The 19,874-nt window shown below is 68.7% G+C and carries 19 protein-coding genes and 4 pseudogenes; 18 read left to right on the plus strand and 5 right to left on the minus strand.

Features of this window, described 5'->3' with window-relative positions; all coding sequences use genetic code 11:
- Both FXN61_RS33105 and FXN61_RS33110 read right to left on the minus strand, forming a co-directional pair.
- A pseudogene (locus FXN61_RS33105) lies at window positions 1-328 on the minus strand (Clp protease N-terminal domain-containing protein); the annotation flags it as partial.
- A 170-nt stretch (window positions 329-498) separates the two neighbouring features.
- Entirely contained in the window at window positions 499-879 is a 381-nt protein-coding gene (locus FXN61_RS33110; protein WP_312878169.1) for a PPOX class F420-dependent oxidoreductase, read from the minus strand.
- Between the two features lie 110 nt (window positions 880-989).
- Between FXN61_RS33110 and FXN61_RS33115 the strand changes: the two genes are divergently transcribed.
- The 7 genes and pseudogenes from FXN61_RS33115 to hisI all read left to right on the plus strand — a co-directional run bounded on the left by FXN61_RS33115 (window position 990) and on the right by hisI (window position 5,516).
- Window positions 990-1,190 carry a hypothetical protein gene (locus tag FXN61_RS33115; RefSeq protein ID WP_167977904.1) on the plus strand — a complete coding sequence of 67 codons (201 nt, stop codon included), beginning with the start codon at window positions 990-992 and terminating at the stop codon, window positions 1,188-1,190.
- Window positions 1,187-1,726, plus strand: coding sequence for an RNA polymerase sigma factor (locus FXN61_RS33120; protein WP_167977905.1), 540 nt, complete (start codon window positions 1,187-1,189; stop codon window positions 1,724-1,726). The genes FXN61_RS33115 and FXN61_RS33120 overlap by 4 nt, the downstream gene beginning before the upstream one ends.
- Before the next feature lie 139 nt (window positions 1,727-1,865).
- Window positions 1,866-3,353 carry a diguanylate cyclase domain-containing protein gene (locus FXN61_RS53145; protein ID WP_312878170.1) on the plus strand — a complete coding sequence of 496 codons (1,488 nt, stop codon included), beginning with the start codon at window positions 1,866-1,868 and terminating at the stop codon, window positions 3,351-3,353.
- Window positions 3,326-4,072 (plus strand): EAL domain-containing protein, encoded by a 747-nt coding sequence (locus FXN61_RS53150; protein WP_312878171.1) that lies wholly within the window; start codon window positions 3,326-3,328, stop codon window positions 4,070-4,072. The genes FXN61_RS53145 and FXN61_RS53150 overlap by 28 nt, the downstream gene beginning before the upstream one ends.
- A pseudogene (gene hisF, locus FXN61_RS33130) lies at window positions 4,051-4,810 on the plus strand (imidazole glycerol phosphate synthase subunit HisF). Before FXN61_RS53150 ends, hisF begins: the two are co-directional and overlap by 22 nt.
- Window positions 4,807-5,166 carry a hypothetical protein gene (locus FXN61_RS33135; RefSeq protein ID WP_167977906.1) on the plus strand — a complete coding sequence of 120 codons (360 nt, stop codon included), beginning with the start codon at window positions 4,807-4,809 and terminating at the stop codon, window positions 5,164-5,166. Before hisF ends, FXN61_RS33135 begins: the two are co-directional and overlap by 4 nt.
- On the plus strand, window positions 5,163-5,516 hold the full coding sequence (gene hisI, locus FXN61_RS33140; RefSeq protein ID WP_167977907.1) for a phosphoribosyl-AMP cyclohydrolase: 354 nt from the start codon (window positions 5,163-5,165) through the stop codon (window positions 5,514-5,516). Before FXN61_RS33135 ends, hisI begins: the two co-directional genes overlap by 4 nt.
- Here the strand turns inward: hisI and FXN61_RS33145 are convergent.
- Complete coding sequence (locus tag FXN61_RS33145) at window positions 5,513-6,115, minus strand: TetR/AcrR family transcriptional regulator (protein WP_167977908.1); 603 nt, start codon at window positions 6,113-6,115, stop codon at window positions 5,513-5,515. The genes hisI and FXN61_RS33145 overlap by 4 nt on opposite strands.
- Before the next feature lie 46 nt (window positions 6,116-6,161).
- Here FXN61_RS33145 and FXN61_RS33150 point away from each other — a divergent pair.
- From FXN61_RS33150 to FXN61_RS33175, 6 genes and pseudogenes are all read left to right on the plus strand, one after another.
- Window positions 6,162-7,699: pseudogene (locus FXN61_RS33150) on the plus strand (anthranilate synthase component I).
- A gap of 7 nt (window positions 7,700-7,706) precedes the next feature.
- A complete protein-coding gene (locus FXN61_RS33155) occupies window positions 7,707-8,105 on the plus strand; it encodes a hypothetical protein (RefSeq protein ID WP_167977909.1) in 399 nt (132 codons plus the stop codon).
- A gap of 131 nt (window positions 8,106-8,236) precedes the next feature.
- Window positions 8,237-9,046 (plus strand): indole-3-glycerol phosphate synthase TrpC, encoded by an 810-nt coding sequence (gene trpC, locus FXN61_RS33160; protein ID WP_167977910.1) that lies wholly within the window; start codon window positions 8,237-8,239, stop codon window positions 9,044-9,046.
- 21 nt (window positions 9,047-9,067) lie between these two features.
- Complete coding sequence (trpB, locus tag FXN61_RS33165) at window positions 9,068-10,288, plus strand: tryptophan synthase subunit beta (RefSeq protein WP_167977911.1); 1,221 nt, start codon at window positions 9,068-9,070, stop codon at window positions 10,286-10,288.
- Window positions 10,288-11,076, plus strand: a complete 789-nt coding sequence (trpA, locus tag FXN61_RS33170) for a tryptophan synthase subunit alpha (protein ID WP_188135759.1) — start codon at window positions 10,288-10,290, stop codon at window positions 11,074-11,076. The genes trpB and trpA overlap by 1 nt, the downstream gene beginning before the upstream one ends.
- A gap of 390 nt (window positions 11,077-11,466) precedes the next feature.
- Window positions 11,467-12,036: a Uma2 family endonuclease gene (locus FXN61_RS33175; protein WP_167977912.1), complete on the plus strand. Its 570-nt coding sequence runs from the start codon at window positions 11,467-11,469 to the stop codon at window positions 12,034-12,036.
- Here the strand turns inward: FXN61_RS33175 and FXN61_RS33180 are convergent.
- On the minus strand, window positions 12,033-13,181 hold the full coding sequence (locus FXN61_RS33180) for an FAD-dependent monooxygenase (RefSeq protein WP_167977913.1): 1,149 nt from the start codon (window positions 13,179-13,181) through the stop codon (window positions 12,033-12,035). The genes FXN61_RS33175 and FXN61_RS33180 overlap by 4 nt on opposite strands.
- 343 nt (window positions 13,182-13,524) lie before the next feature.
- Here FXN61_RS33180 and lgt point away from each other — a divergent pair, with 343 nt between their 5' ends.
- The 3 genes and pseudogenes from lgt to FXN61_RS53155 all read left to right on the plus strand — a co-directional run.
- On the plus strand, window positions 13,525-14,535 hold the full coding sequence (gene lgt / locus FXN61_RS33185) for a prolipoprotein diacylglyceryl transferase (protein WP_376770780.1): 1,011 nt from the start codon (window positions 13,525-13,527) through the stop codon (window positions 14,533-14,535).
- Window positions 14,536-14,538: 3 nt separating this feature from the next.
- Window positions 14,539-15,201 carry a response regulator transcription factor gene (locus FXN61_RS33190; protein WP_167977915.1) on the plus strand — a complete coding sequence of 221 codons (663 nt, stop codon included), beginning with the start codon at window positions 14,539-14,541 and terminating at the stop codon, window positions 15,199-15,201.
- A gap of 600 nt (window positions 15,202-15,801) precedes the next feature.
- Window positions 15,802-16,482: pseudogene (locus FXN61_RS53155) on the plus strand (HAMP domain-containing sensor histidine kinase); the annotation flags it as partial.
- Window positions 16,483-16,589: 107 nt separating this feature from the next.
- On the opposite strand, the gene FXN61_RS33200 reads toward FXN61_RS53155, so the two are convergent.
- Window positions 16,590-17,489 carry a TAXI family TRAP transporter solute-binding subunit gene (locus FXN61_RS33200; protein WP_167977916.1) on the minus strand — a complete coding sequence of 300 codons (900 nt, stop codon included), beginning with the start codon at window positions 17,487-17,489 and terminating at the stop codon, window positions 16,590-16,592.
- A 112-nt stretch (window positions 17,490-17,601) separates the two neighbouring features.
- Here FXN61_RS33200 and dctA point away from each other — a divergent pair, with 112 nt between their 5' ends.
- Both dctA and FXN61_RS33210 read left to right on the plus strand, forming a co-directional pair.
- Window positions 17,602-18,951, plus strand: coding sequence for a C4-dicarboxylate transporter DctA (gene dctA, locus FXN61_RS33205; RefSeq protein ID WP_167977917.1), 1,350 nt, complete (start codon window positions 17,602-17,604; stop codon window positions 18,949-18,951).
- 542 nt (window positions 18,952-19,493) lie between these two features.
- A partial coding sequence (locus FXN61_RS33210) for a hypothetical protein (RefSeq protein ID WP_167977918.1) occupies window positions 19,494-19,874 on the plus strand: 381 nt, incomplete at its 3' end.

Here is a 19,874-nt window from a genome sequence, read left to right on the forward strand (position 1 = left end):
CGATCCGCTCGCTGAACCGCGCGTGGTGCCGGGCCAGCGCGATCACCCGGCGTGAGCGCTGGGTGTAGCGCTCCGTCGACGGTTTGGACAGCTCCGGCGACTCCCTGGGCACGAACCGCTTCTGCGCGGCCTGCTTCGTGACGCCGAGGCTCTCGCCGATCTCGGCCCAGCTCGCGCCGCCGCGGCGTGCCTCGTCGACGAAGTGGCCGATCAGGTGGTCGCCGAGCTCGTTCAGCTGAGCGCTCATCTCGACGGCCTTCGCCAGGCGCACGAGGGAGTCGTCGGCCTCTTGGGCGACCGTGACGATGAGGTCGGTCAACTGGATCACGCGTCAACTCTAGGTTGACGCTGAATGCTCGGTCAACCTCGGGTTGACGCTCAACGTTGACGTTCCCAGTCGGCGTTGACGTCTGCAGTCCACGTTGATCGGCGTCGTCAACGTTGAGTCAACATTGATTCGCGTCGTCAATGTTGACTGGCCGAATCAACGTTGACCGTTCAGCTCGCCGCCGTGATCTCGATGCCGATCGTGCCCGTCCGTCCCCGGCGCAGCTTGCTGCCGGTCATCGTCAGCCAGCCCATGAAGCCGTACTTCTTCACGATGCGCGAACGGACGTCGTCGCTGGCGTCGTCGTCCATCAACCGTGCCCGCGCCTTGACCGACCCGCCTTTGGGGTTGCCGCGGAAGTCGCACGGCCCGATCTCGACGTCTCCACTGCGCCGGATCCGCTTGACCTTGCCGGTCTCCTTGGCGCTCCAGGCGTAGATCACGTCGTCGTCAGGGCCAGGAGCGACCCAGACCGGCGTGGGCACCGGGGTGCCGTCCTTGCGGAACGTCGTCAGCAGCAGGTACTCGCCACGGCCCAATTCGGTGATCACGTCCACGAGCCTAATGCCGCGTCCACGAACCAACTATTTTGCGCTGCCTTGTAGACAACGAGGCCGTCTCCCGCGACCTCTCATAGAGACGCAGCGAAAGGACGGCACGGATGGGCGACGCGTGGATGTGGGCACTCGGTCTGGTGCCACTCGTCTCCGTACTGGTCCGTGAACTCCTCGCGCTACGCCGCTATCGGGTGCGGAGGACGAGCATCGAGAACGTGGTGCGGCATCTCGGCCCCGGTGGGCGCGTCGTCGACCAAGATCCTGGCGGGGGCGTCGTCGAGGTGACCGTGGGACCGGCGGCGTGAAGCCCGTCGGCGACTCGGCCACCTTCGGAGCGTTCTACGAGAGCACGGCCAAACAGGTCACGGCGACGGTGCGCCGCATGACGAAGGGCGATGACAACCTCACGGCGGACGTCGTCCAGGACGCCTACCTGGAGATGCTCAGGTGCTGGGCGAGGCGGGAAGGCCATCTCCGGGACGACAACCGCAAGTACGTGGTGGGAATTGCCGCCAACAAGGTCAGCGACGTGTACCGGCGCCGGCAGAAGCTCGCCGAGCTGGACGTGGAGCTGGACGTCGCCTCGTTCGAGGACGACGTGGTCGACCGGCTCGACGAGGACGTCGCGCTCGCCGCGGTGCGAGAGCTGATCGACCGGCAACCTCCCCGGCGGCGCGTCGTCGTCACGATGTACTTCATCGAGGGCATCGAGTACGCCGACATCGCGAGATCCGTGGGCATCACCGAGTCGACCGTGCGAACGCAGGTCGAACGGTTCTTCAAGCTGCTGTCGCCGCTGACAGACAAGTTCACCGACATGCGAGGAGGCGACCGATCATGACCGATCGTCACCACGACGCCGCCCGCGATCTGGTCCGGCGCGCGCACGAGGCGGATTCGGTCCCGGTCGAGCTCGACACCGCGGCGGGCTGGCCGCTCTCCTCGCCAGGGCCAGGCACTCCGGGCTCCGGCGGTCGGCTGTGGCTGCCCGGTACGCGACTTCCGGCGCCGTCGTGGCTGTCGTCGACTTCGATCTCGCGGCGGACGACAGCCGTGCGCGGCGGGCGCTCGCGCTCGAGTGGGCACATCGGTTGGGCAGCTCGGCCTACTTCGCCTTCTCGGGGAGCGAGCTCGAAGAGCGGGTGAGCGCGATGCTCGACGCGGTGTGCCGGTCGCTGCACGCGACGCCCTTCGCCGCCGAGCCGGCCGAGAGGGTCGCGGAGGAACTCGTGGCGCTCGGCAACCTGAGCGAGATCGGCTTCAGGCAGACCACCGAGGTGCTCGGTGAGGGACTGCCGGAGTTGCCGGAGTTCCAGCCCGTGGAGCGCTACGCGGGCCGGATCGCGCAGGCGCTCGGCGCACTGGGCAACGGGTTCGCCACGGCGAGCAGGGCGCGCGTGTTCGAGGAGCAGGAGAGCTTGCGCCACGCTTTGCTCAAGGCGGTGCACGATGCCAAGCGGAACCTCCACGCCACCGAGGCGCGGTTCAACGAGGTGGTCACGTCGTCGAGGACCGGGGTGCTGCTCGCTGGGCTGGACGGACGGTTGGTGCGTACGAACGAGGCGACCGGCGACATCCTTGGCCGCACACCGGAGGAACTGGCCGGGCTGTCCCTGCTTGATCTCGTGGCACCGGACTCGGCCGAGTCCTTCCGCGACAAGCTGACGGCGTTGCGCGACGGCACGTCCGAGCGTTTCCGGGACACGGTGCGGATGACGGGTGGGAGCGGCGAAGCGGTCACGGTCTCGTTCGCCGCGTCGCTGCTTCGCGACGCGATGGACGAGCCAAGCCATTACGTCGTGATGATCGAGAGTGACGCTGAGCTCACCCTCCTGCGGTACGAGTTCGACCGGCAGGCGCGACACGACGCGCTCACCGGCCTGCCGAACCGGATGGCCTTCAGTGCCCATCTGGAAGCCGTGCTGCGCGGAGCCGATCCACGCCATGGCGTCACGCTGTTCCACCTGGGCCTCGACGCGTTCGATCTCGTGTGCGACAGCCTCGGCCGCCATGCCGGGGAGAGGCTGCTGCAACACGTCGCCCAGCGGCTGAAGTCGATCATGATGTACGAGCAGGCGATGGTGGCGCGGCTGGACGGTGACGAGTTCGGCATCGTCGTGGAGAATTCCGCGGGGACGCCGGACATCGCGGCCCTCATGGACATGATCAGCAGCGAGCTCGCCGAACCGGTCTATGTGGACGGTCACGGCCTCGCGGTGTCGGTGAGCGCGGGAGTCGTGCACTGGCCGTCGCACGCGTCGATCCGGCGGAGCTGGTGCGCGCCGCGGACTCGATGCTGCACCGGGCCAGGTCGGGCAGGCGCGGGCAGTGGCGCGTCTTCGATCCCGGCCAGGACGCGGCCGACCGGCGCGACGAAGCGTTGGCCGTCGTCATGCCCGGTGCGTGGGAGAACGGCGAGATCGCTGTGCGCTACCGCCCGGTGTGGAATCTGCGCCTCGGCGTCGTGACGGCGGTCGAGGCGGAGCTGTGCTGGGACCGGCCGGACGCGCCGGAACCGTTGCCGCACGCCAGATGTGCGGTGCTGGCCGAGCGGACGGGCCTCGTGCTCCCGCTGGGTGAGTGGTTGCTCCGGCTCGCCTGCGGTCAGGTGCGGTGGTGGCGGCAGCGCGGGCAGTTCGACGGACCGCTGGCCGTGCGGCTGACCGCGCACCAGGCAACCGACGCGGACCTCGTCCAGCGGATCGCGCGGGTGCTGGACGAGACCGGGTTCGAGGCGCACCAGCTGATGCTGAGCATGCCTGCCGGGCTGTTGCCGGACGCCGACGCGATGGACAACCTGGCCGTGCTGGCGGACATGGGCGTCTACACGGTGCTCGACGACTTCGGGCTGGGGCCACTGGACGTGGCCGCCGTGCGGAGCCTGCCGGTGAGCTGCGTGCGGCTGCCGCGGGAGCTGGTGCCGGACCGCTCGCCGCACCTGACGGCGCTGCTCCCGCTGATGCGTCAGGAAGGGCTGGCGGTCGCGGTGGACGGGATCGACTCGGCGGAGACCGCCCGGTGGTGGCGCGACGCGGGTGCGACTTCGGCGTGGGCGACTACGTCGGCGCGGCGAGCACGCCGGCGCAGCTGGTCCAGCGGCTCGAACCGCGGTGACCGGGCTGGTCGGCGGCGTGCGGGAACGGCACCCTATGTAGGCTTTCGCGCATGTCAGTGGCTGTCCGCGTGATCCCCTGTCTCGACGTCGACCGGGGCCGGGTGGTGAAGGGCGTCAACTTCACCAACCTCGTCGACGCGGGCGACCCGGTCGAGCTGGCCAGGGCGTACGACGCCGAGGGTGCCGACGAGCTGACGTTCCTCGACGTGACAGCCAGCAGCGGTGACCGCGAAACGACGTACGACGTGGTGCGCCGCACGGCCGAGCAGGTGTTCATCCCGCTCACGGTCGGTGGCGGCGTGCGAAGCCCCGAGGACGTCAACAAGCTGCTGCGTGCGGGCGCGGACAAGGTCAGCCTCAACACGGCGGCGATCGCGCGGCCCGAGCTGCTGCGCGAGTGCTCGCAGCGCTATGGGGCGCAGTGCATCGTGTTGTCGGTCGACGCAAGGCGCGTGCCCGGCGGCACCGGCTTCGAGGTCACCACGCACGGCGGTCGCAACGGCACGGGCATCGACGCCGTCGAGTGGGCCGCGAAGGGCCAGGAGCTGGGCGTCGGCGAGATCCTGCTGAACTCGATGGACGCCGACGGAACCAAGGCGGGGTTCGGACCTCGAGCTCATCGAGCTGGTGCGCCGCGCGGTCGACGTGCCGCTGATCGCGAGCGGTGGTGCCGGTGCGATCGACCACTTCCCGCCGGCGGTCGCCGCCGGCGCGGACGCCGTGCTGGCGGCCAGTGTCTTCCACTTCGGACAGCTCCGCATCGGTGAGGTCAAGGACGGCCTGCGCCAGGCCGGCGTCGTAGTGCGATGAAGCCGGTCGAGGTGCGGGTGGCCTCGGCGGTCGCGTTCTGCGGTGCGCTGGTGTTCTTCACCGTCGGGCTGATCCTGTGGCGCTCGACGGGCGACGCGGACGTGCTGAAGCTGCCGTCCTTCATCGCGCTCGTCGAACTGCCGGTTGCTGCGGCGTTGTTGCTGCGGCTGCGGTTCATGCACTACCCGGCGATGGTGGTGTTCATCCTCGTCGCCCTGCTGCATCTCGTGATCGTGCTGGCCGACGGACCGGCGTGGACCCGCGTCGCGTCCGGCGTGCTGTCCGCTGTGCACATCTACGGAGTGGTCCTGCTCAACACCGGACCCGCTCGTGAACACCTGGGAGGACCCCGTTGAGCAGCCCGCTCGATCCCGCCGTCTCAGCGCGGCTCAAGCGCACCCCGGACGGTCTGGTGTGCGCGGTCGCGCAGCAGCGCGGCACCGGCGAGGTGCTCATGGTGGCGTGGATGGACGACGAGGCGCTGCACCGCACGCTCACCACGCGCCGCGCGACCTACTACTCGCGCAGCCGTCAGCAGCTGTGGGAGAAGGGCGAGACCTCCGGGCACACCCAGTACGTGCACGAGGTGCGGCTGGACTGCGACGGCGACACGCTGCTGCTGACCGTCGACCAGGTCGGCGCCGCCTGCCACACGGGTGACCGCACGTGCTTCGACGCCACGGTTCTTCTGTCCGACGCCGACTAGTCCAGGTCGCCGGTCAGGTAGCGCTGCAGGTTCGGGGCGATCACCTTCACCAGGGTGTCGATGTCGACGGATGCCAGCGGTTCGAAGTGGACGACGTACCGGACGATGCCGAGCCCGACCATCTGCGTGGCGCACAGGGTGGCCCGCAACTCGCGCTGCTCCACCCCGAACTCCGCGAGCACGTTCTTGAAGATCGCGTTGATGAGGAACGACTTCAGCGCGTTCGCGACTTCCGGCTGGCTGGTGACGCTGCGGATCAGCGCGGCGAACGTGCCGCCACCTGTCGCGTCCCACACCGTGACGAAAGTGCGGACGATGCGTTCGCCCGCCTCCTCGACCGGCCCGTCGAGCACGCGCTTGAGGATCTCGGCCGGGTCGAACGGGAGCTGCAGCACGGACTGGGCGAACAGGCCCTCCTTGCCGCCGAACCAGTGGTTGACCATGGCGGCGTCCACGCCGGCCTTCGTGGCGATCGCGCGGACCGTCGCGCCGTCGTAGCCCTTTTCGACGAACACCTCGCGCGCCGCGGCGATGAGCGCTGCCCTGGTGTCCTCGCCCGCGGCGCGGCGGCCTCGTCGTTTCTGGTTCACTTGCTCCACAGGGCCATAGTTCAACAGATGTTGAATTTATGCAACAATTACCGGCATGGTGAGCGTCATCGGGGCTGTGGCCGCCGCTGGTCTGGGGGCCGTGAGCCCAACGCGCGAGGAGTTCCGGGAGCTGGCGGTCAACCGCCGGGTCATCCCGGTGGTGCGCAGGCTGCTGGCGGACGCGGAGACCCCTGTCGGGCTGTACCGCAAGCTCGGGGCCGACAGGCCCGGCACGTTCCTCTTCGAGTCGGCGGAGAACGGGCGCTCCTGGTCGCGATGGTCGTTCATCGGCGTGCAGTCGTCCGCCGCGCTGACAGCGACCGGCGGTGAGGCGTACTGGACGGGCACGCGGCCCGTCGGCCTCCCGGACGGTGGCGACCCGCTGCAGGCCCTGCGTGAGACCGTCGAGGTGCTGCGCACGGACCCGTTGCCCGGCATGCCCCCGCTGACCGGCGGCATGGTCGGCTACATCGGCTACGACGCGGTGCGGCGGCTGGAGCGGCTGCCGAACATCGCCGAGGACGACCTGAAGATCCCCGAGCTGGTCATGCTGCTCGCGACCGACCTCGCCGCGCTCGACCACCACGAGGGCACGGTCACGCTCATCGCGAACGCGATCAACTGGGACGACTCGGCAGAGCGGGTAGACGCCGCGTACGACGACGCGGTGCGGCGCCTGGACGAGATGACGACGCAGCTGCACACGCCCGCGCCGCCGACCGCCGCCGTGTTCGCACGGCCGAAGCCGCAGTTCCGGCGCCGGCGCTCGCAGGCGGAGCACTTCGCCGCCGTCGAGAAGGCCAAGGAGGCCATCCGGGCGGGCGAGGCGTTCCAGGTCGTGGTGTCGCAGCGGTTCGAGATCGACACGGACGCCGACGCGCTCGACATCTACCGGGTGCTGCGCGCGACCAACCCCAGCCCGTACATGTACCTGCTGCGCCTCGAGGGTTTCGACATCGTGGGCTCCAGCCCCGAGTCGTTGGTCACGGTGCGCGACGGCAAGGCGACGACTCACCCCATCGCGGGCACCCGCTGGCGCGCCGAGGACCCGGAGGAGGACGCCCTGCTGGAGAAGGACCTCCTCGCCGACCACAAGGAGCGCGCCGAGCACCTGATGCTCGTCGACCTCGGCCGCAACGACCTGGGCCGTGTCTGCAAGCCGGGCTCCGTGCACGTCGTCGACTTCTTCAAGGTCGAGCGGTACAGCCACGTCATGCACATCGTGTCGACCGTGACCGGCGAGCTGGCCGAGGGCAAGACGGCCTACGACGCGGTCGCGGCGTGCTTCCCGGCCGGCACGCTGTCCGGTGCGCCCAAGCCGCGCGCGATGGAGCTCATCGAGGAGCTGGAGCCCACGCGGCGCGGTCTCTACGGCGGCGTCGTGGGGTACTTCGACTTCGCCGGCGACGCGGACACCGCCATCGCCATCCGCACCGCCCTGGTGCGCGGCGGCGTGGCGTACGTGCAGGCGGGCGCGGCATCGTGGCCGACTCGGACCCGCTGGCCGAGGACAACGAGTGCCTCAACAAGGCGGGCGCGGTGCTGGCTGCGATCGCCACCGCGCAGACGATGGCGCCGGCAGTGGAAAGCTAGCCGCTCCATGGGACGCCGTCTGTTGTGGATCGCCGCGCTCCTGCTCGTGGGAGCGGCGGGTGCCTTCTGGGGCGCGGGCTCGGTGCCGGTCGCGCTGCTCTGCCTCGCGGCCGTCGCGGCGGTGGTCGCGTTGAGCGGCGTGACGCGGCGGATCCTCGGCGCGCTGCTGATCGTCGTCGGCATCGCGGCGGCGTTTTCCGGCCACTGGCTGGCGATCGCCGGAGGCGTGCTCGTGGCGGGCTCCGGAGCGCTTCAGGTAGCGCTCGGGGCTCGTATGCCGAAGATCGGGGTGGGCGGGCAGAAGGCCCGCGCGCACGACCCCGAGACGGACATGTGGCGCGCGCTGGAGCGTGGGGATGATCCGACCGACGATAAGACCCCCGGTGGACCTCCCTCGAACGAGTGAAGATCATTCATCCACGTTCACGCATGTGACGCGTGCACAACCTCGGCTAGCTGCGTGGACACCGAACCCCGGTGGCTGGGTCGTTACTCCGCCGGGGTTAGCATCCCCCTAGCGGGAAGGGGAGCAAGACTGTGACGGTTCTCGAGTCGATCCTCGAAGGTGTGCGTGAGGATCTCGCCGCTCGCGAGGCTCAGTTGTCCTTCGACGTGGTCAAGGAGCGCGCGGCCAAGGCAGCCCCGCCGCTCGACGTGATGTCGGTGCTGCGCGGCCCGAACGTGGGTGTCATCGCCGAGGTCAAGCGCCGCAGCCCCTCCAAGGGAGCGCTGGCGGAGATTCCAGAGCCTGCCGAGCTCGCGTCCTCGTACGAGGCTGGTGGCGCGTCGGTGATCAGCGTGCTGACCGAGCAGCGCCGCTTCGGCGGGTCGCTGGCGGACTTCGACGCCGTTCGCCGGGCGGTGAAGATTCCCTTGTTGCGCAAGGACTTCATCGTCGCGCCGTACCAGGTGCACGAGGCGCGCATGCACGGTGCGGACCTGGTGCTGCTGATCGTGGCCGCGCTGGAGCAGAACGCGCTGGTGTCGCTGCTCGACCGCGTCGAGTCGCTCGGCATGACGGCACTCGTCGAGGTGCACACGGCCGAGGAGGCCGACCGTGCGCTCGAGGCGGGCGCGACGGTCATCGGCGTCAACGCGCGCAACCTCCACACGCTGGAGGTGGATAAAGACGTTTTCGGCAGGATCGCTCCAGGGCTACCCTTCGAGACGATCAAGATCGCCGAGTCGGGCGTGACCGGGCCCGGCGACCTGATGTCGTACGCCGGTGCGGGCGCCGACGCGGTGCTCGTCGGCGAAAGCCTGGTGACCAGCGGCGACCCCAAGGCCGCCGTGAACAAGCTCGTGACCGCCGGCTCGCACCCCGCGTGCCCGCGGCCCAGCCGATAACAGCGCTAGAGGAGCTACCCGATGGGCCAGTTCACGCCCACGCCGCACGATCCCGACGCGCGTGGCCACTTCGGCCCGTGGGGTGGCCGGTTCGTCCCCGAGGCCTTGATCGCGGCGGTGGACGAGCTGGCGGCCGAGTACGACAAGGCGCGCATCGACCCGGACTTCGTGAACGAGTTCCAGCGCCTGCTCAAGGACTTCGCGGGCCGTCCGTCCCTGCTGACGGAGGCCCCGAAGTTCGCTGAGCACGCCGGTACGCGCGTGTTCCTCAAGCGTGAGGACCTGAACCACACGGGTTCACACAAGATCAACAATGTGCTCGGTCAGGCGCTGCTGACCAAGCGCATGGGCAAGAAGCGCGTGATCGCCGAGACGGGCGCCGGTCAGCACGGCGTCGCAACCGCGACCGCGTGCGCGTTGCTCGGCCTGGACTGCGTCGTCTACATGGGCGAGGTCGACACCGAGCGCCAGGCGCTGAACGTGGCCCGCATGCGCCTGCTGGGCGCCGAGGTCATCCCGGTGAAGTCCGGTTCGCGGACGCTGAAGGACGCGATCAACGAGGCGTTGCGCGACTGGGTCGCCAACGTCGACGAGACGCACTACCTGCTCGGCACGGCCGCGGGCCCGCACCCGTTCCCGCTTCTGGTGCGCGACTTCCACCGGATCATCGGCATCGAGGCGCGCGCGCAGATCCTGGAGAAGGCTGGCCGTCTGCCGGACGCCGTCGTCGCCTGCGTCGGTGGCGGGTCGAACGCGATCGGCATCTTCCACGGGTTCATCGACGACCTGGACGTTCGCCTGGTCGGCGTCGAGCCCGGTGGCTCCGGTCTGGACAGCGGCAGCCACGGCGCGACGCTGACGGCCGGCACGCCCGGTTCGTTGCACGGCGCGATGTCGTACGTGATGCAGGACGAGGACGGCCAGATCACCGAGGCCCACTCGATCTCCGCCGGTCTCGACTACCCCGGCGTGGGCCCCGAGCACTCGCACCTGAAGGACATCGGCAGGGCCGAGTACTTCCCGGTGACCGACGCCGAGGCCATGGAGGCGTTCGCGCTGCTCTCCCGCACCGAGGGCATCATCCCGGCGATCGAGTCCTCGCACGCGCTCGCGGGCGCGTTGAAGCTCGGGCCGTCGCTCGGGCCGGACGGCCTGCTGGTCGTGAACCTCTCCGGGCGCGGGGACAAGGACATGGACACGGCCGTGAAGTACTTCGGCCTCGCTGACGGGGGACAGGCCTGATGTCGTTGTCTGACGTGTTTTCTGCCGCGCGGGCCGAGTCGCGCGCCGCGCTGGTCGGCTACCTCCCGGCGGGCTTCCCGACGGTCGAGGGCTCCAAGAACCACCTCCGTTCGATGATCGAGTCCGGGTGCGACCTGGTCGAGGTCGGTCTGCCGTTCTCCGACCCGGTGATGGACGGCCCGACGATCCAGGCGGCCGCCGAGCAGGCGTTGTCCGCCGGGTTCCGGGTGCGTGACGTGTTCGACGTGGTGGCCTCCGTTGCTGACGCCGGTGGGCGTGCGGTCGTGATGACGTACTGGAACCCCGTGCTGCGGTACGGCGTTGACGCGTTCGCCCGTGACCTCGCGGCCGCCGGTGGCCTCGGCATCATCACGCCCGACCTCGTCCCGGACGAGGCCGGCGACTGGATGGCGGCCTCCGAGGCGCACGGCCTCGACCGGATCTTCCTGGTGGCGCCGTCATCGACGAACGACCGCATCGAGATGACCGCCAACGCGTCATCCGGCTTCCTGTACGCCACCGCGGTCATGGGCGTCACCGGTGCCCGTGACGTTGTGTCGTCCGCTGCTCCTGAACTGGTTGCGCGGGTTCGTGAACACACCTCGATTCCGGTCGGTGTCGGGCTGGGCGTGCGGTCCGGTGCCCAGGCTGCGGAGATCGCCGGGTTCGCGGACGGCGTGATCGTCGGGTCTGCGTTCGTGTCGGCTGTGGCCGAGGGCGATGGTGCGGTGCGCGCGCTGGCCGCCGATCTGGCCAAGGGCGTGCGATCGGCCGCTGCCACCGTCTGAGCTTCTGGGTTCGTTGAAGCCGCTCGGCCCTCGAGCCGGGCGGTTTTGCTTTGCGCGCTGGTGAAGCCGACTCTGCAGCGGCGGCTTCACCTCAGGTTGTCGGGTGGCGCGGTTGAGCTTTGAACGGTTGAACACTGTGCTCGCCATCGAGTGGTTGTCGAGATGGCGGGTATGAAGTTGTGGGGAGAGTGCCTCCTTTCGGAGTCCTTGGAGTTCCTCCAAGAGCGTGACACAAATTCGAACACCTGATCGAGTGAATCTGGGTCGGTTGGGGTCAAAACCCCCTTTGGCTGTCGGTCTGACCTGCGATCGTGGCGCTATGCACAAGCCAGCCATCCGCTCGGCGTGCCACACTGGTGGTGCGCAGGCGGTCAACGGAGGTGATGCCCAGTGGCGGCGCCAGCCGAGATCAAGACTGAGTACCTGCTGCCCAACCACGAGGGGCCCTGGACGCTTGACGACGTCCTCTCGTTGCCGGAGGACAACAGTCAACGCATCGAGCTCGTTGACGGGATGCTTTACGTGAGCCCCCTGGGGACCGCCGCGCACCAGCGACTGGTGTTCGAGGCGTCGTACGCGCTGCGTGGAGCGTGTCCGAAGGAGTTCGAGACCACGATCGAGCTTAACGTCCAGTTCGATGGCGATCGGCTGTTCATCCCGGACTTCACGGTGCTGAAGAAGAGGGGTGCGAAAGGCCTGACCGTGCCGGCGGCGGACGTGCTCCTCATCGGCGAGGTGATCTCCCGGAGCACCAAGGTGAAGGACGTGGTGGTCAAGCGTCAGGTGTACGCGGAAGCCGGTGTGTCCTACTACCTGATCATCGATCCTGCCAAGGACGTCCCCAAGGCGACGCTCCTCGAGCTCGGAGAAGAAGGGAAGTACGTCGAGATCGCGCGGAGCGAGAACGGCGTGCTGACGATCGAGCGGCCGTTCCCGGTCACGATCGAACTGCCCTCCTAGCCGTAGAGCCACTCCAGCCGTTCATGCAGGTCAGCGGTGGTCCACGACGCGAACATCGCGTCACGGGCCGCAGCGGCCGCGCCCGCAGGGTGATAGACCTCCCGACCCATCAAGCGCGAGGCGTGGTGGACGCGCGCGGTGCGCTCCGAGCGGAGCGACACGTACCGGGCAAAAGAGCCAACCACGTCACGAGGGTCGAACACCGAGGAGAGGCACACGGCGTCCTCCAACGCCTGACAGGCGCCCTGGGCGGCGTACTGCAGCACGGGATGGGCGGCGTCACCGAGCAACACCACGCGCGAGTCCTGCCACGTCGTGGTCGGCGCGCGGTCGCACAGCACCCACGCACGCCACTCGCCGGCGAGCTCCATGATCCGCGTCGCGTCGTCGCACAACGGCGTGAAGTGCCGCATCACCTCGGCGTGCTCGACGGGCTTGCCGGTCATGGGCTCCGTGGCGCCGTTGTCCGTGGTGGCCACCAGGTTCACGTACCGCCCGCCGGCGATCACGTACCAGACGACGTGGTAGCGCGGCCCCGCCCAGAGCGTGACGACGTTCTCCTTCAACGAGCGCGGCACGTCCTGAGCGGGAATGACCGCGCGGAAGGTCGTGTGCCCGGAGACCGTGGGATCACCGTCGCCCACGAGCTGACGCCGCACGGCCGAGCGCAGCCCGTCCGCGCCGACCATCGCCTCGCCGTGCACGAGATCGCCCGACCGCAGCACCGCCGTGACCCCGTCGGCGTCCTGCGTGTACGCCTCCACGCCGCTGCTCACCCGAAGATCGATGCGCTCGTCGTTCTGACAGGCGTCGAGCAACGGCGTGAGGACGTCGTTGCGATGCACCACCGCATACGTGCCAAAGCGCTGCTGAAAACCCTCGTCGATCGGCAAACCAGCGATCTGACGGCCGGAAACCCCGCACCGCAGCCGCAACTCGTCCACGTGCACCGCCCGCGACCGCACCACGGCACCCACGCCCAACGAGTCGAGCATGCGGAACCCGTTCGGCCCCACCTGGATACCGGCGCCGATCTCCTCGAACACCGCCGCGGCCTCGAGGACCGTCACGCGATGCCCGGCCCGCGCGAGACCGAGCGCCGTCGCCAGGCCACCGATACCGCCGCCGATCACCAGGACCGTCATGTCCGACCTTTCGGGAGTCCGCCTCAGACCGCGTCCGAGTATCTCGGCTCAGCGATCACGAACCCACTAAGAAGGCGGTGCCTTCTGGATCGGCCTGCTCTGCAGAGAAGGTCTGGGGGATTCCCGCGCGGTTCGGCCACTGGACGCGCTGCTGGGCAACGTCAGGCGAACCACCGCACCAGATGTCGGCTCGTGGCTGCGCAGACACGGGCTTATGCGCTGTTACCACACACACGTGCCGGGCCGGGTTCCCCCAGTTTCAATTTTGGTGATCGGCACCGACAGGGTTCGGGCCGGTAACGATCGAGCGTCCGAACGAGACGCACACAAGCCCACCGGTACGGTGGGCGACGTGTTGAACGGGTTGAACGCCGTCCTGGCCACGATCCCGAGCCCAGACCGTGGTGTTTGGTACCTCGGTCCGCTCCCCATCAGGGCCTACGCGCTGTGCATCATCGCCGGCATCATCGTCGCCATCTGGTGGGGTGAACGCCGCTGGGTCGACCGAGGGGGCATCAAGGGCGAGGTCACCGACATCGCCGTGTGGGCGGTGCCGTTCGGCCTGGTCGGCGGGCGGCTCTACCACGTCATCACGGACTACCAGAAGTACTTCGGGCCGGGTAAGAACCCGCTCGCGGCGCTGGAGATCTGGAACGGCGGCCTCGGCATCTGGGGTGCCATCGCGCTCGGTGGCGTGGGTGCGTGGATCGGGTGCCGGCGCAAGGGCATTCCGCTGCCCGCGATGGCGGACGCGCTGGCGCCCGGCATCGTCGTGGCGCAGGCCATCGGGCGGCTCGGCAACTACTTCAACCAGGAGCTTTACGGCGGCGACACGACGTTGCCGTGGGGTCTGGAGATCTACCGCCGCGTCACGCCGGAGGGGCGTGAGGACGCGCTGGCCGGTGTGGCGATCGACCACACGCCGATCCAGGTCGTGCACCCGACGTTCCTCTACGAGCTGCTGTGGAACCTCGGTGTCGCACTGCTGATCGTGTGGGCCGACCGCAAGTTCCGGCTGGGTCACGGGCGGACGTTCGCGCTGTACGTCGCGGGCTACACGGCCGGTCGGTTCTGGATCGAGCTGATGCGCACCGACGAGGCGACGCTGATCTTCGGCACGCGGGTGAACGTGTTCGTGTCGGCGCTGGTCTTCATCGGCGCGGTCGCCTACTTCGTCATGGCCAAGTCCCGCGGTGAGCGTGAGGACGTCGCCGCGCTGCGAGGCACGAACGAACCAGCCGAAGCCGAGGCCGAGGCCGAACCTGTGACTGACGAAGCCGTGACCGAAGAAGAACAGCAAGAAGACGCTGCGAAGGACACCAAGAACTCCCCGGAGTCCGTCAAACCGGAGTGATCTGTGCGCGTGCTCGTCGTCGAGGATGACGACCGGGTGGCCAGAGGCCTGCTGACCGCGTTGCGGCACGCCGGCTACGAGGTGCATCGGGTGGCCACGGCCGCCGACGCGCTGCGTGCCGCGCCCGCTGACGTGGTGCTGCTCGACCTCGGCCTGCCCGATGGCGATGGCCTGGACGTGCTGCGCGAGCTGCGGCACCGTCCGGGCACCGCCGTCATCACGGTGACCGCGCGCGGCGAGGAACGTGAACGCGTGCTCGGCCTGCGGGCGGGCGCCGACGACTACGTGGTGAAGCCGTTCGGCACGTCCGAGCTCCTCGCCCGGATCGAGGCCGTGCTCCGCCGCACCCGCACGCACCGCGCGGAGCCGGAGAGCGACGGGCCGATCCAGGTCGGCGCGCTGCAGATCTCGACATCGACACGTGCCGTCACGCTGGACGGCGAGCCGTTGTCGCTGACCCGCAAGGAGTTCGACCTGCTCGCCCTGCTCGCGGCGAGAGCGGGCGAGGTGGTGAGCCGCGACTTCATCGTCGACCAGGTGTGGCAGGCGCACTGGGAGGCGCCGTCACGGACGCTGGACACGCACATCGCTGCGTTGCGCGGGAAGGTCGGCGGGCACGTCAAGATCGAGACGGTCCGCGGCGTGGGGTACCGGCTGGCCACGTGACGAGCGTCCAGAAGACATCCACAGGGACGTGGGGAAGAATCTCGGCTGATGCTCCGCCGACTGCTCGTCATCACCGTTCCGCTGCTCGTCGCCCTGGTCGCGGCGCTCGGCATCCCGTTGGCGTCCGCGGTGGTGCAGCGCGAGACGCAGACCACCTACCTCGACCGCCTCAGTGATGCCAGCAGGTTCGCCTCGCTCGGTGAGAGCGCGCTGCAGTCGGACCGCCTGGAGGCCCTCAGCCAGGAGATCCAGCGCTACGACGCCCTCTACGACATCCCGGTCGCCCTGGTCAGCGCGGACAAGCGGATCCTGCTGGCCTCACGGCTGGGCTTCAACCCCACCACCGATCGCGAGGTCACGAAGGCCCTCGACACGGCGTTGAACGGTGGTGTCCGGCCCGAACCCGACTACACGGGCTGGCCGTGGCGCACCGGCTCGCTGGTCGTCGTCGAACCTGTCGGACGTGACAGCGAGGTGGTGGCCGCTGTCGTCACGATCTCGCAGACAGGGGGTCTCCGCACCGAGGTGCTGCGCCAGTGGGGCCTCATGGCGCTGGCAGGGCTCGCGCCGATGCTGGCCGTGGTGGCCGCAGCCTGGCCCATGTCGCGGTGGGTGCTCAGGCCCGTCAGCCGGCTGGACGAGGCCACCGCGGCGGTGGCGGGAGGCAACCTGGACGTGCGGGCGGACGAGGTCGGCGGACCACCGGAGCTCAGAAGGCTCGCGCGAAGTTTCAACACCATGGTCGACGTCGTCGGCAGGGCTCTGAACAGGCAAAAGGCGTTCGTGGCCGATGCGTCGCACCAGCTGCGCAACCCGCTGGCCAGTCTGCGGCTCGCCGTCGACAACCTCGAGCCGCACGTGCGGGGCGAGCACGGCAGGGAAGCACACCAGATCGCCGTCGACGAGGCGGAGGAGATGGGCCGCGTGCTCGACACGCTGCTCGCCGCGACCCGTCTCGACAGCGCCAGGCAGACCGAGCCGGTCGAGATCGATCAGCTGCTCGCCACCCACCGGGCGGCCTGGCAGGCGCTGGCGAGCCAGGCCGACGTCACCCTGAAGATCGACATGCCGGCCGGCCTCACCATGCAGGAGCCGCCAGGCGGGCTCGGCAGCGTGCTGGACGAGCTCGTCAGCAACGCCATCCGGCTCGCCAACGCCACGGAGGTGCGGGTCACCGGCAAACCCGGCGAACTGCACGTCATCGACAACGGCGACGGCCTGAGCGACGAGGAACGCGAGCACGCGCTGCAGCGCTTCTGGCGTGCCACCAAGCACCAGAACATCGCGGGCACCGGGCTCGGCCTCGCGTCTGCGCGAGCTGATCGAGTCGGCGGGCGGCACGCTCACCCTGCACGACGCGCACCCCGGCCTGGACGTCCGGGTCGCCCTCAGCGCTTCACGGAACGGAACCAGCGCATAGCGCCGTCGTGCAGCGGCACGAGGCCGGTGGAGATACCGGTGCGGACGTTGATCCTCGACGCCTCCGGGTGGCCCTCCACGATCCGTGCCGTCTCGGTGAAGACCGTGCGCGTCACGACCTCCACCACGTCCGCGCTGAGCGACTCGCGCGCCAGCAGCAGGTTCGGCACCGCGAACGTGTGGTTCGCCGCCACGTCCTCGTAGGTGGTGCTGGGGATGGTCGCCGGGATGTACGGCCCCTTGTACGCGTCGGCGAGCTTGACGGCCTCCTCCGCGATGTCGACCAGCCGCACCTTGCCCTTCAGATCGGTGATCGCGGGTGTCGGGATGCCGGTCAGCGCCAGCATCGCGTCCAGTGATCCGTCCGCGAGCCTGCGTGAGGCCACCGAATGGGCCATGCGTTCGTCCATTGCGGACACTCCGAAGATCTCCAGCATCCGCATGGTGGTGAACTCCGTGCCGGAACCGATGGGGCCCAACGAGATCCGCTTGCCCGCGAGGTCGCGGAAGGTCCTGATCGGCGACGCCGCGGGCACTGCGATCTGCAGGAAGCTGTCGTAGAGCCGGCCGACCGCGCGGACGCTCTGCGGGTCGTCGATGGGGTCCAAAGAGGACAGAGCGAGCTGTGCCTCGCCGGAGCGCAGCAGCTGGAGGTTCTCGACCGACGCGGCGGTCGGGATGGCCGTCACCTTCGTGCCGGGCAGCTGCTCTGCGAGCGCGGCCGCCAGCGCCCCGCCGACCTCGCGGAAGACCGCACCCTCCGGTCCGGTCGCGAGCACCAGTTCCGCGGGTGCCTCGACCCTGCGCTGGGTACATCCCGCGAGAGCCAGTCCGGCCCCTAGCAGAAGTGTGCGACGGCTGAGCGACACCGACGAAGCCTAGCTGTTACGTCAGGGCTGTCTGAAGTTTCCTGACGCCGGGTTGTCGCGCCGGGTGGTGCGGCTCACTCTCACTACCCAACGCGAAGTTCAAGGAGGAACCGTGGCGACCACCACCACAGGCCGCAAACCGATCTACAAGCACCTGTACTTCTGGGTGCTCGTCTCCATCGTGCTGGGCGCGGCGGTCGGCTTCCTGTTCCCCAAACAGGCGTCCGAGATGAAGTGGCTCGCCGATCTGTTCGTCAACCTCGTCAAGGTCGTCATCGCGCCGACCATCTTCGCGACGATCATCGTCGGTATCGCGGGCCTCGGCAACCTCGCCAAGGCGGGCGGGCTCGCGCTGCGGACGATCCTCTACTTCACGGCGATGACCACGGTGGCGCTCGCCATCGGTCTCCTCGTCGTGAACATCGTGCAGCCGGGCCACCACGGTGGTGACATCGCGCTGAACGAGGCCGCGGCCAAGGACACGCTGAAGTCCGCGTCGACCGCGGACACCGGTATCACCGGCTTCATCCTCAGCCTGATTCCCAAGTCGTTCGTCAGCGCCTTCACAGACGGACAGCTGATCCAGGTCCTCGTCATCGCGATCCTCGTGGCCGTCGCCGTGGCGGGCATGGGTGAACGCGGCGCCAAGGTCGTCTCCGCGATGGAGACCCTCTCCAAGGTCATGTTCGGCATCATCAAGATCGTCATGTACGCGGCGCCGATCGGTGCTTTCGGCGGCATCGCCTACACGGTCGGCAAGTTCGGTGGCGGCATCCTCGGCAAGCTGCTGTGGCTGATGGGTTCCTTCTACGCCACGTGCTTCCTGTTCATCGTCGTCGTGCTCGGCATCGTGGCGCGGATCGCGGGCTTCAGCCTCCTGAAGTTCCTGCGCTACATCAAGGACGAGATCCTGATCGTGCTCGGCACGTCGTCGAGCGAGTCGGTGCTGCCGCGCATGCTGGTCAAGCTGGAGGCGGCGGGCGCGCAGAAGTCGGTCGTCGGCCTCACCATCCCGACCGGTTACTCGTTCAACCTCGACGGCACCTGCATCTACCTGACCATGGGCGCGATCTTCATCGCCCAGGCCACCGGTCACGACGTGTCGCTCGGCGTGCAGATCGGCCTGCTGCTGTTCATGTTGATCGCGTCGAAGGGTGCGGCGGGCGTCACCGGCGCCGGCCTGGTCACGCTGGCCGCCTCGCTGCAGGCCTTCGAGGCCCACTCGGCCATCCCCGCGGTCGGCATCGCGCTGATCGTCGGCATCGACCGCTTCATGTCCGAGGCCCGCGCCATCACCAACGTGATCGGCAACGGTGTCGGCTCCCTGGTCGTCGCCGCCTGGCAGAAGGGCCTCGACAAGGAGCGCCTGAACGAGGTGCTGGACAACCCCGACCTGGTCGACGTCGACGACCTGCTGGAGAAGCAGCACGCCGAGTCGGAGAAGGTGGCGGCGGCTCACTGATACGTCCGTGGCCGGGGGCGTCTCTCCCCGTCCCCGGCCACGAGACCAGCGACCTCCATGTATGCCGAGGTCCCGTTCTCCCCGCATGCGGCGCGGGGTGAACGGGACCTCGGTTTCGTTTGGTGGAGAACAATCACGGTTCGCGTGAATGGACGGTGCGCACCGCTGCGGGCAGTCGAGGTGAGCGTCCGCTAACTGAGACGGCGTGCGGCTGACCAGCCAACACGATGAAGTACCCAGCGGAACCAGTGTCAACACGTGAATGTCGCGCAACTCTCATCAGCATGGCTGATGTTGAACGTTCGGTTACGCTTACCCGGCTGTAACGAACGCCGACGTTGGCCGCAATGTCGCTCCGCAGCGGGGAATCGTTACACATCCATGACCTAGATCACCCATTGGCGGGTGTCACTAGGTTTCGCGGCTGTTAAAGTCGCGTCAACACGCGGGCCATCGTCGTCCCGTGCTCCCACCTGTTGGTTCGAGGTCTGAGCACGAGGACTTTAGTTCTTTACGCGAGGACGACGAAGGAGGTCTGCGAAGTGATCTTCTCCGCCATCCCCGGCCCCCAGGGTCTTTACGACCCGGCTGATGAGCGCGACGCCTGTGGTGTCGCCATGGTGGCCGACATCCAGGGCAGGCGTTCGCACGGCATCGTGAGCGATGCGTTGACGGCGCTGGCGAACCTGGAGCACCGCGGCGCCGCCGGCGCCGAGCCCACCTCGGGTGACGGTGCGGGAATCCTTCTGCAGCTGCCGGACGAGTTCCTGCGCGCTGTCGTCGAGTTCGACCTGCCGGAACGCGGGCAGTACGCGGCGGGAATCCTCGTCGAGCGCGTGCTCGAACGCCGCTCGCGTCTGCGGAATCGCATGTGGTTCGACCTTCAGCTTGCGCTGGCCGAACTCCGGGGGCGACGAGCTGCC

Origin of the sequence: Lentzea indica (assembly GCF_012184385.1) — a bacterium.
Taxonomy (GTDB): Bacteria; Actinomycetota; Actinomycetes; order Mycobacteriales; family Pseudonocardiaceae; genus Lentzea; species Lentzea indica.

Coding starts and splice junctions, on each gene's coding strand:
- FXN61_RS33115 (WP_167977904.1), top strand. CDS start 990: ATGGGCGACGCGTGGATGTGGGCACTCGGTCTGGTGCCACTCGTCTCC.
- FXN61_RS33135 (WP_167977906.1), top strand. CDS start 4,807: ATGAAGCCGGTCGAGGTGCGGGTGGCCTCGGCGGTCGCGTTCTGCGGT.
- FXN61_RS33155 (WP_167977909.1), top strand. CDS start 7,707: ATGGGACGCCGTCTGTTGTGGATCGCCGCGCTCCTGCTCGTGGGAGCG.
- trpB (WP_167977911.1), top strand. CDS start 9,068: ATGGGCCAGTTCACGCCCACGCCGCACGATCCCGACGCGCGTGGCCAC.
- trpA (WP_188135759.1), top strand. CDS start 10,288: ATGTCGTTGTCTGACGTGTTTTCTGCCGCGCGGGCCGAGTCGCGCGCC.
- FXN61_RS33180 (WP_167977913.1), bottom strand. CDS start 13,181: ATGACGGTCCTGGTGATCGGCGGCGGTATCGGTGGCCTGGCGACGGCG.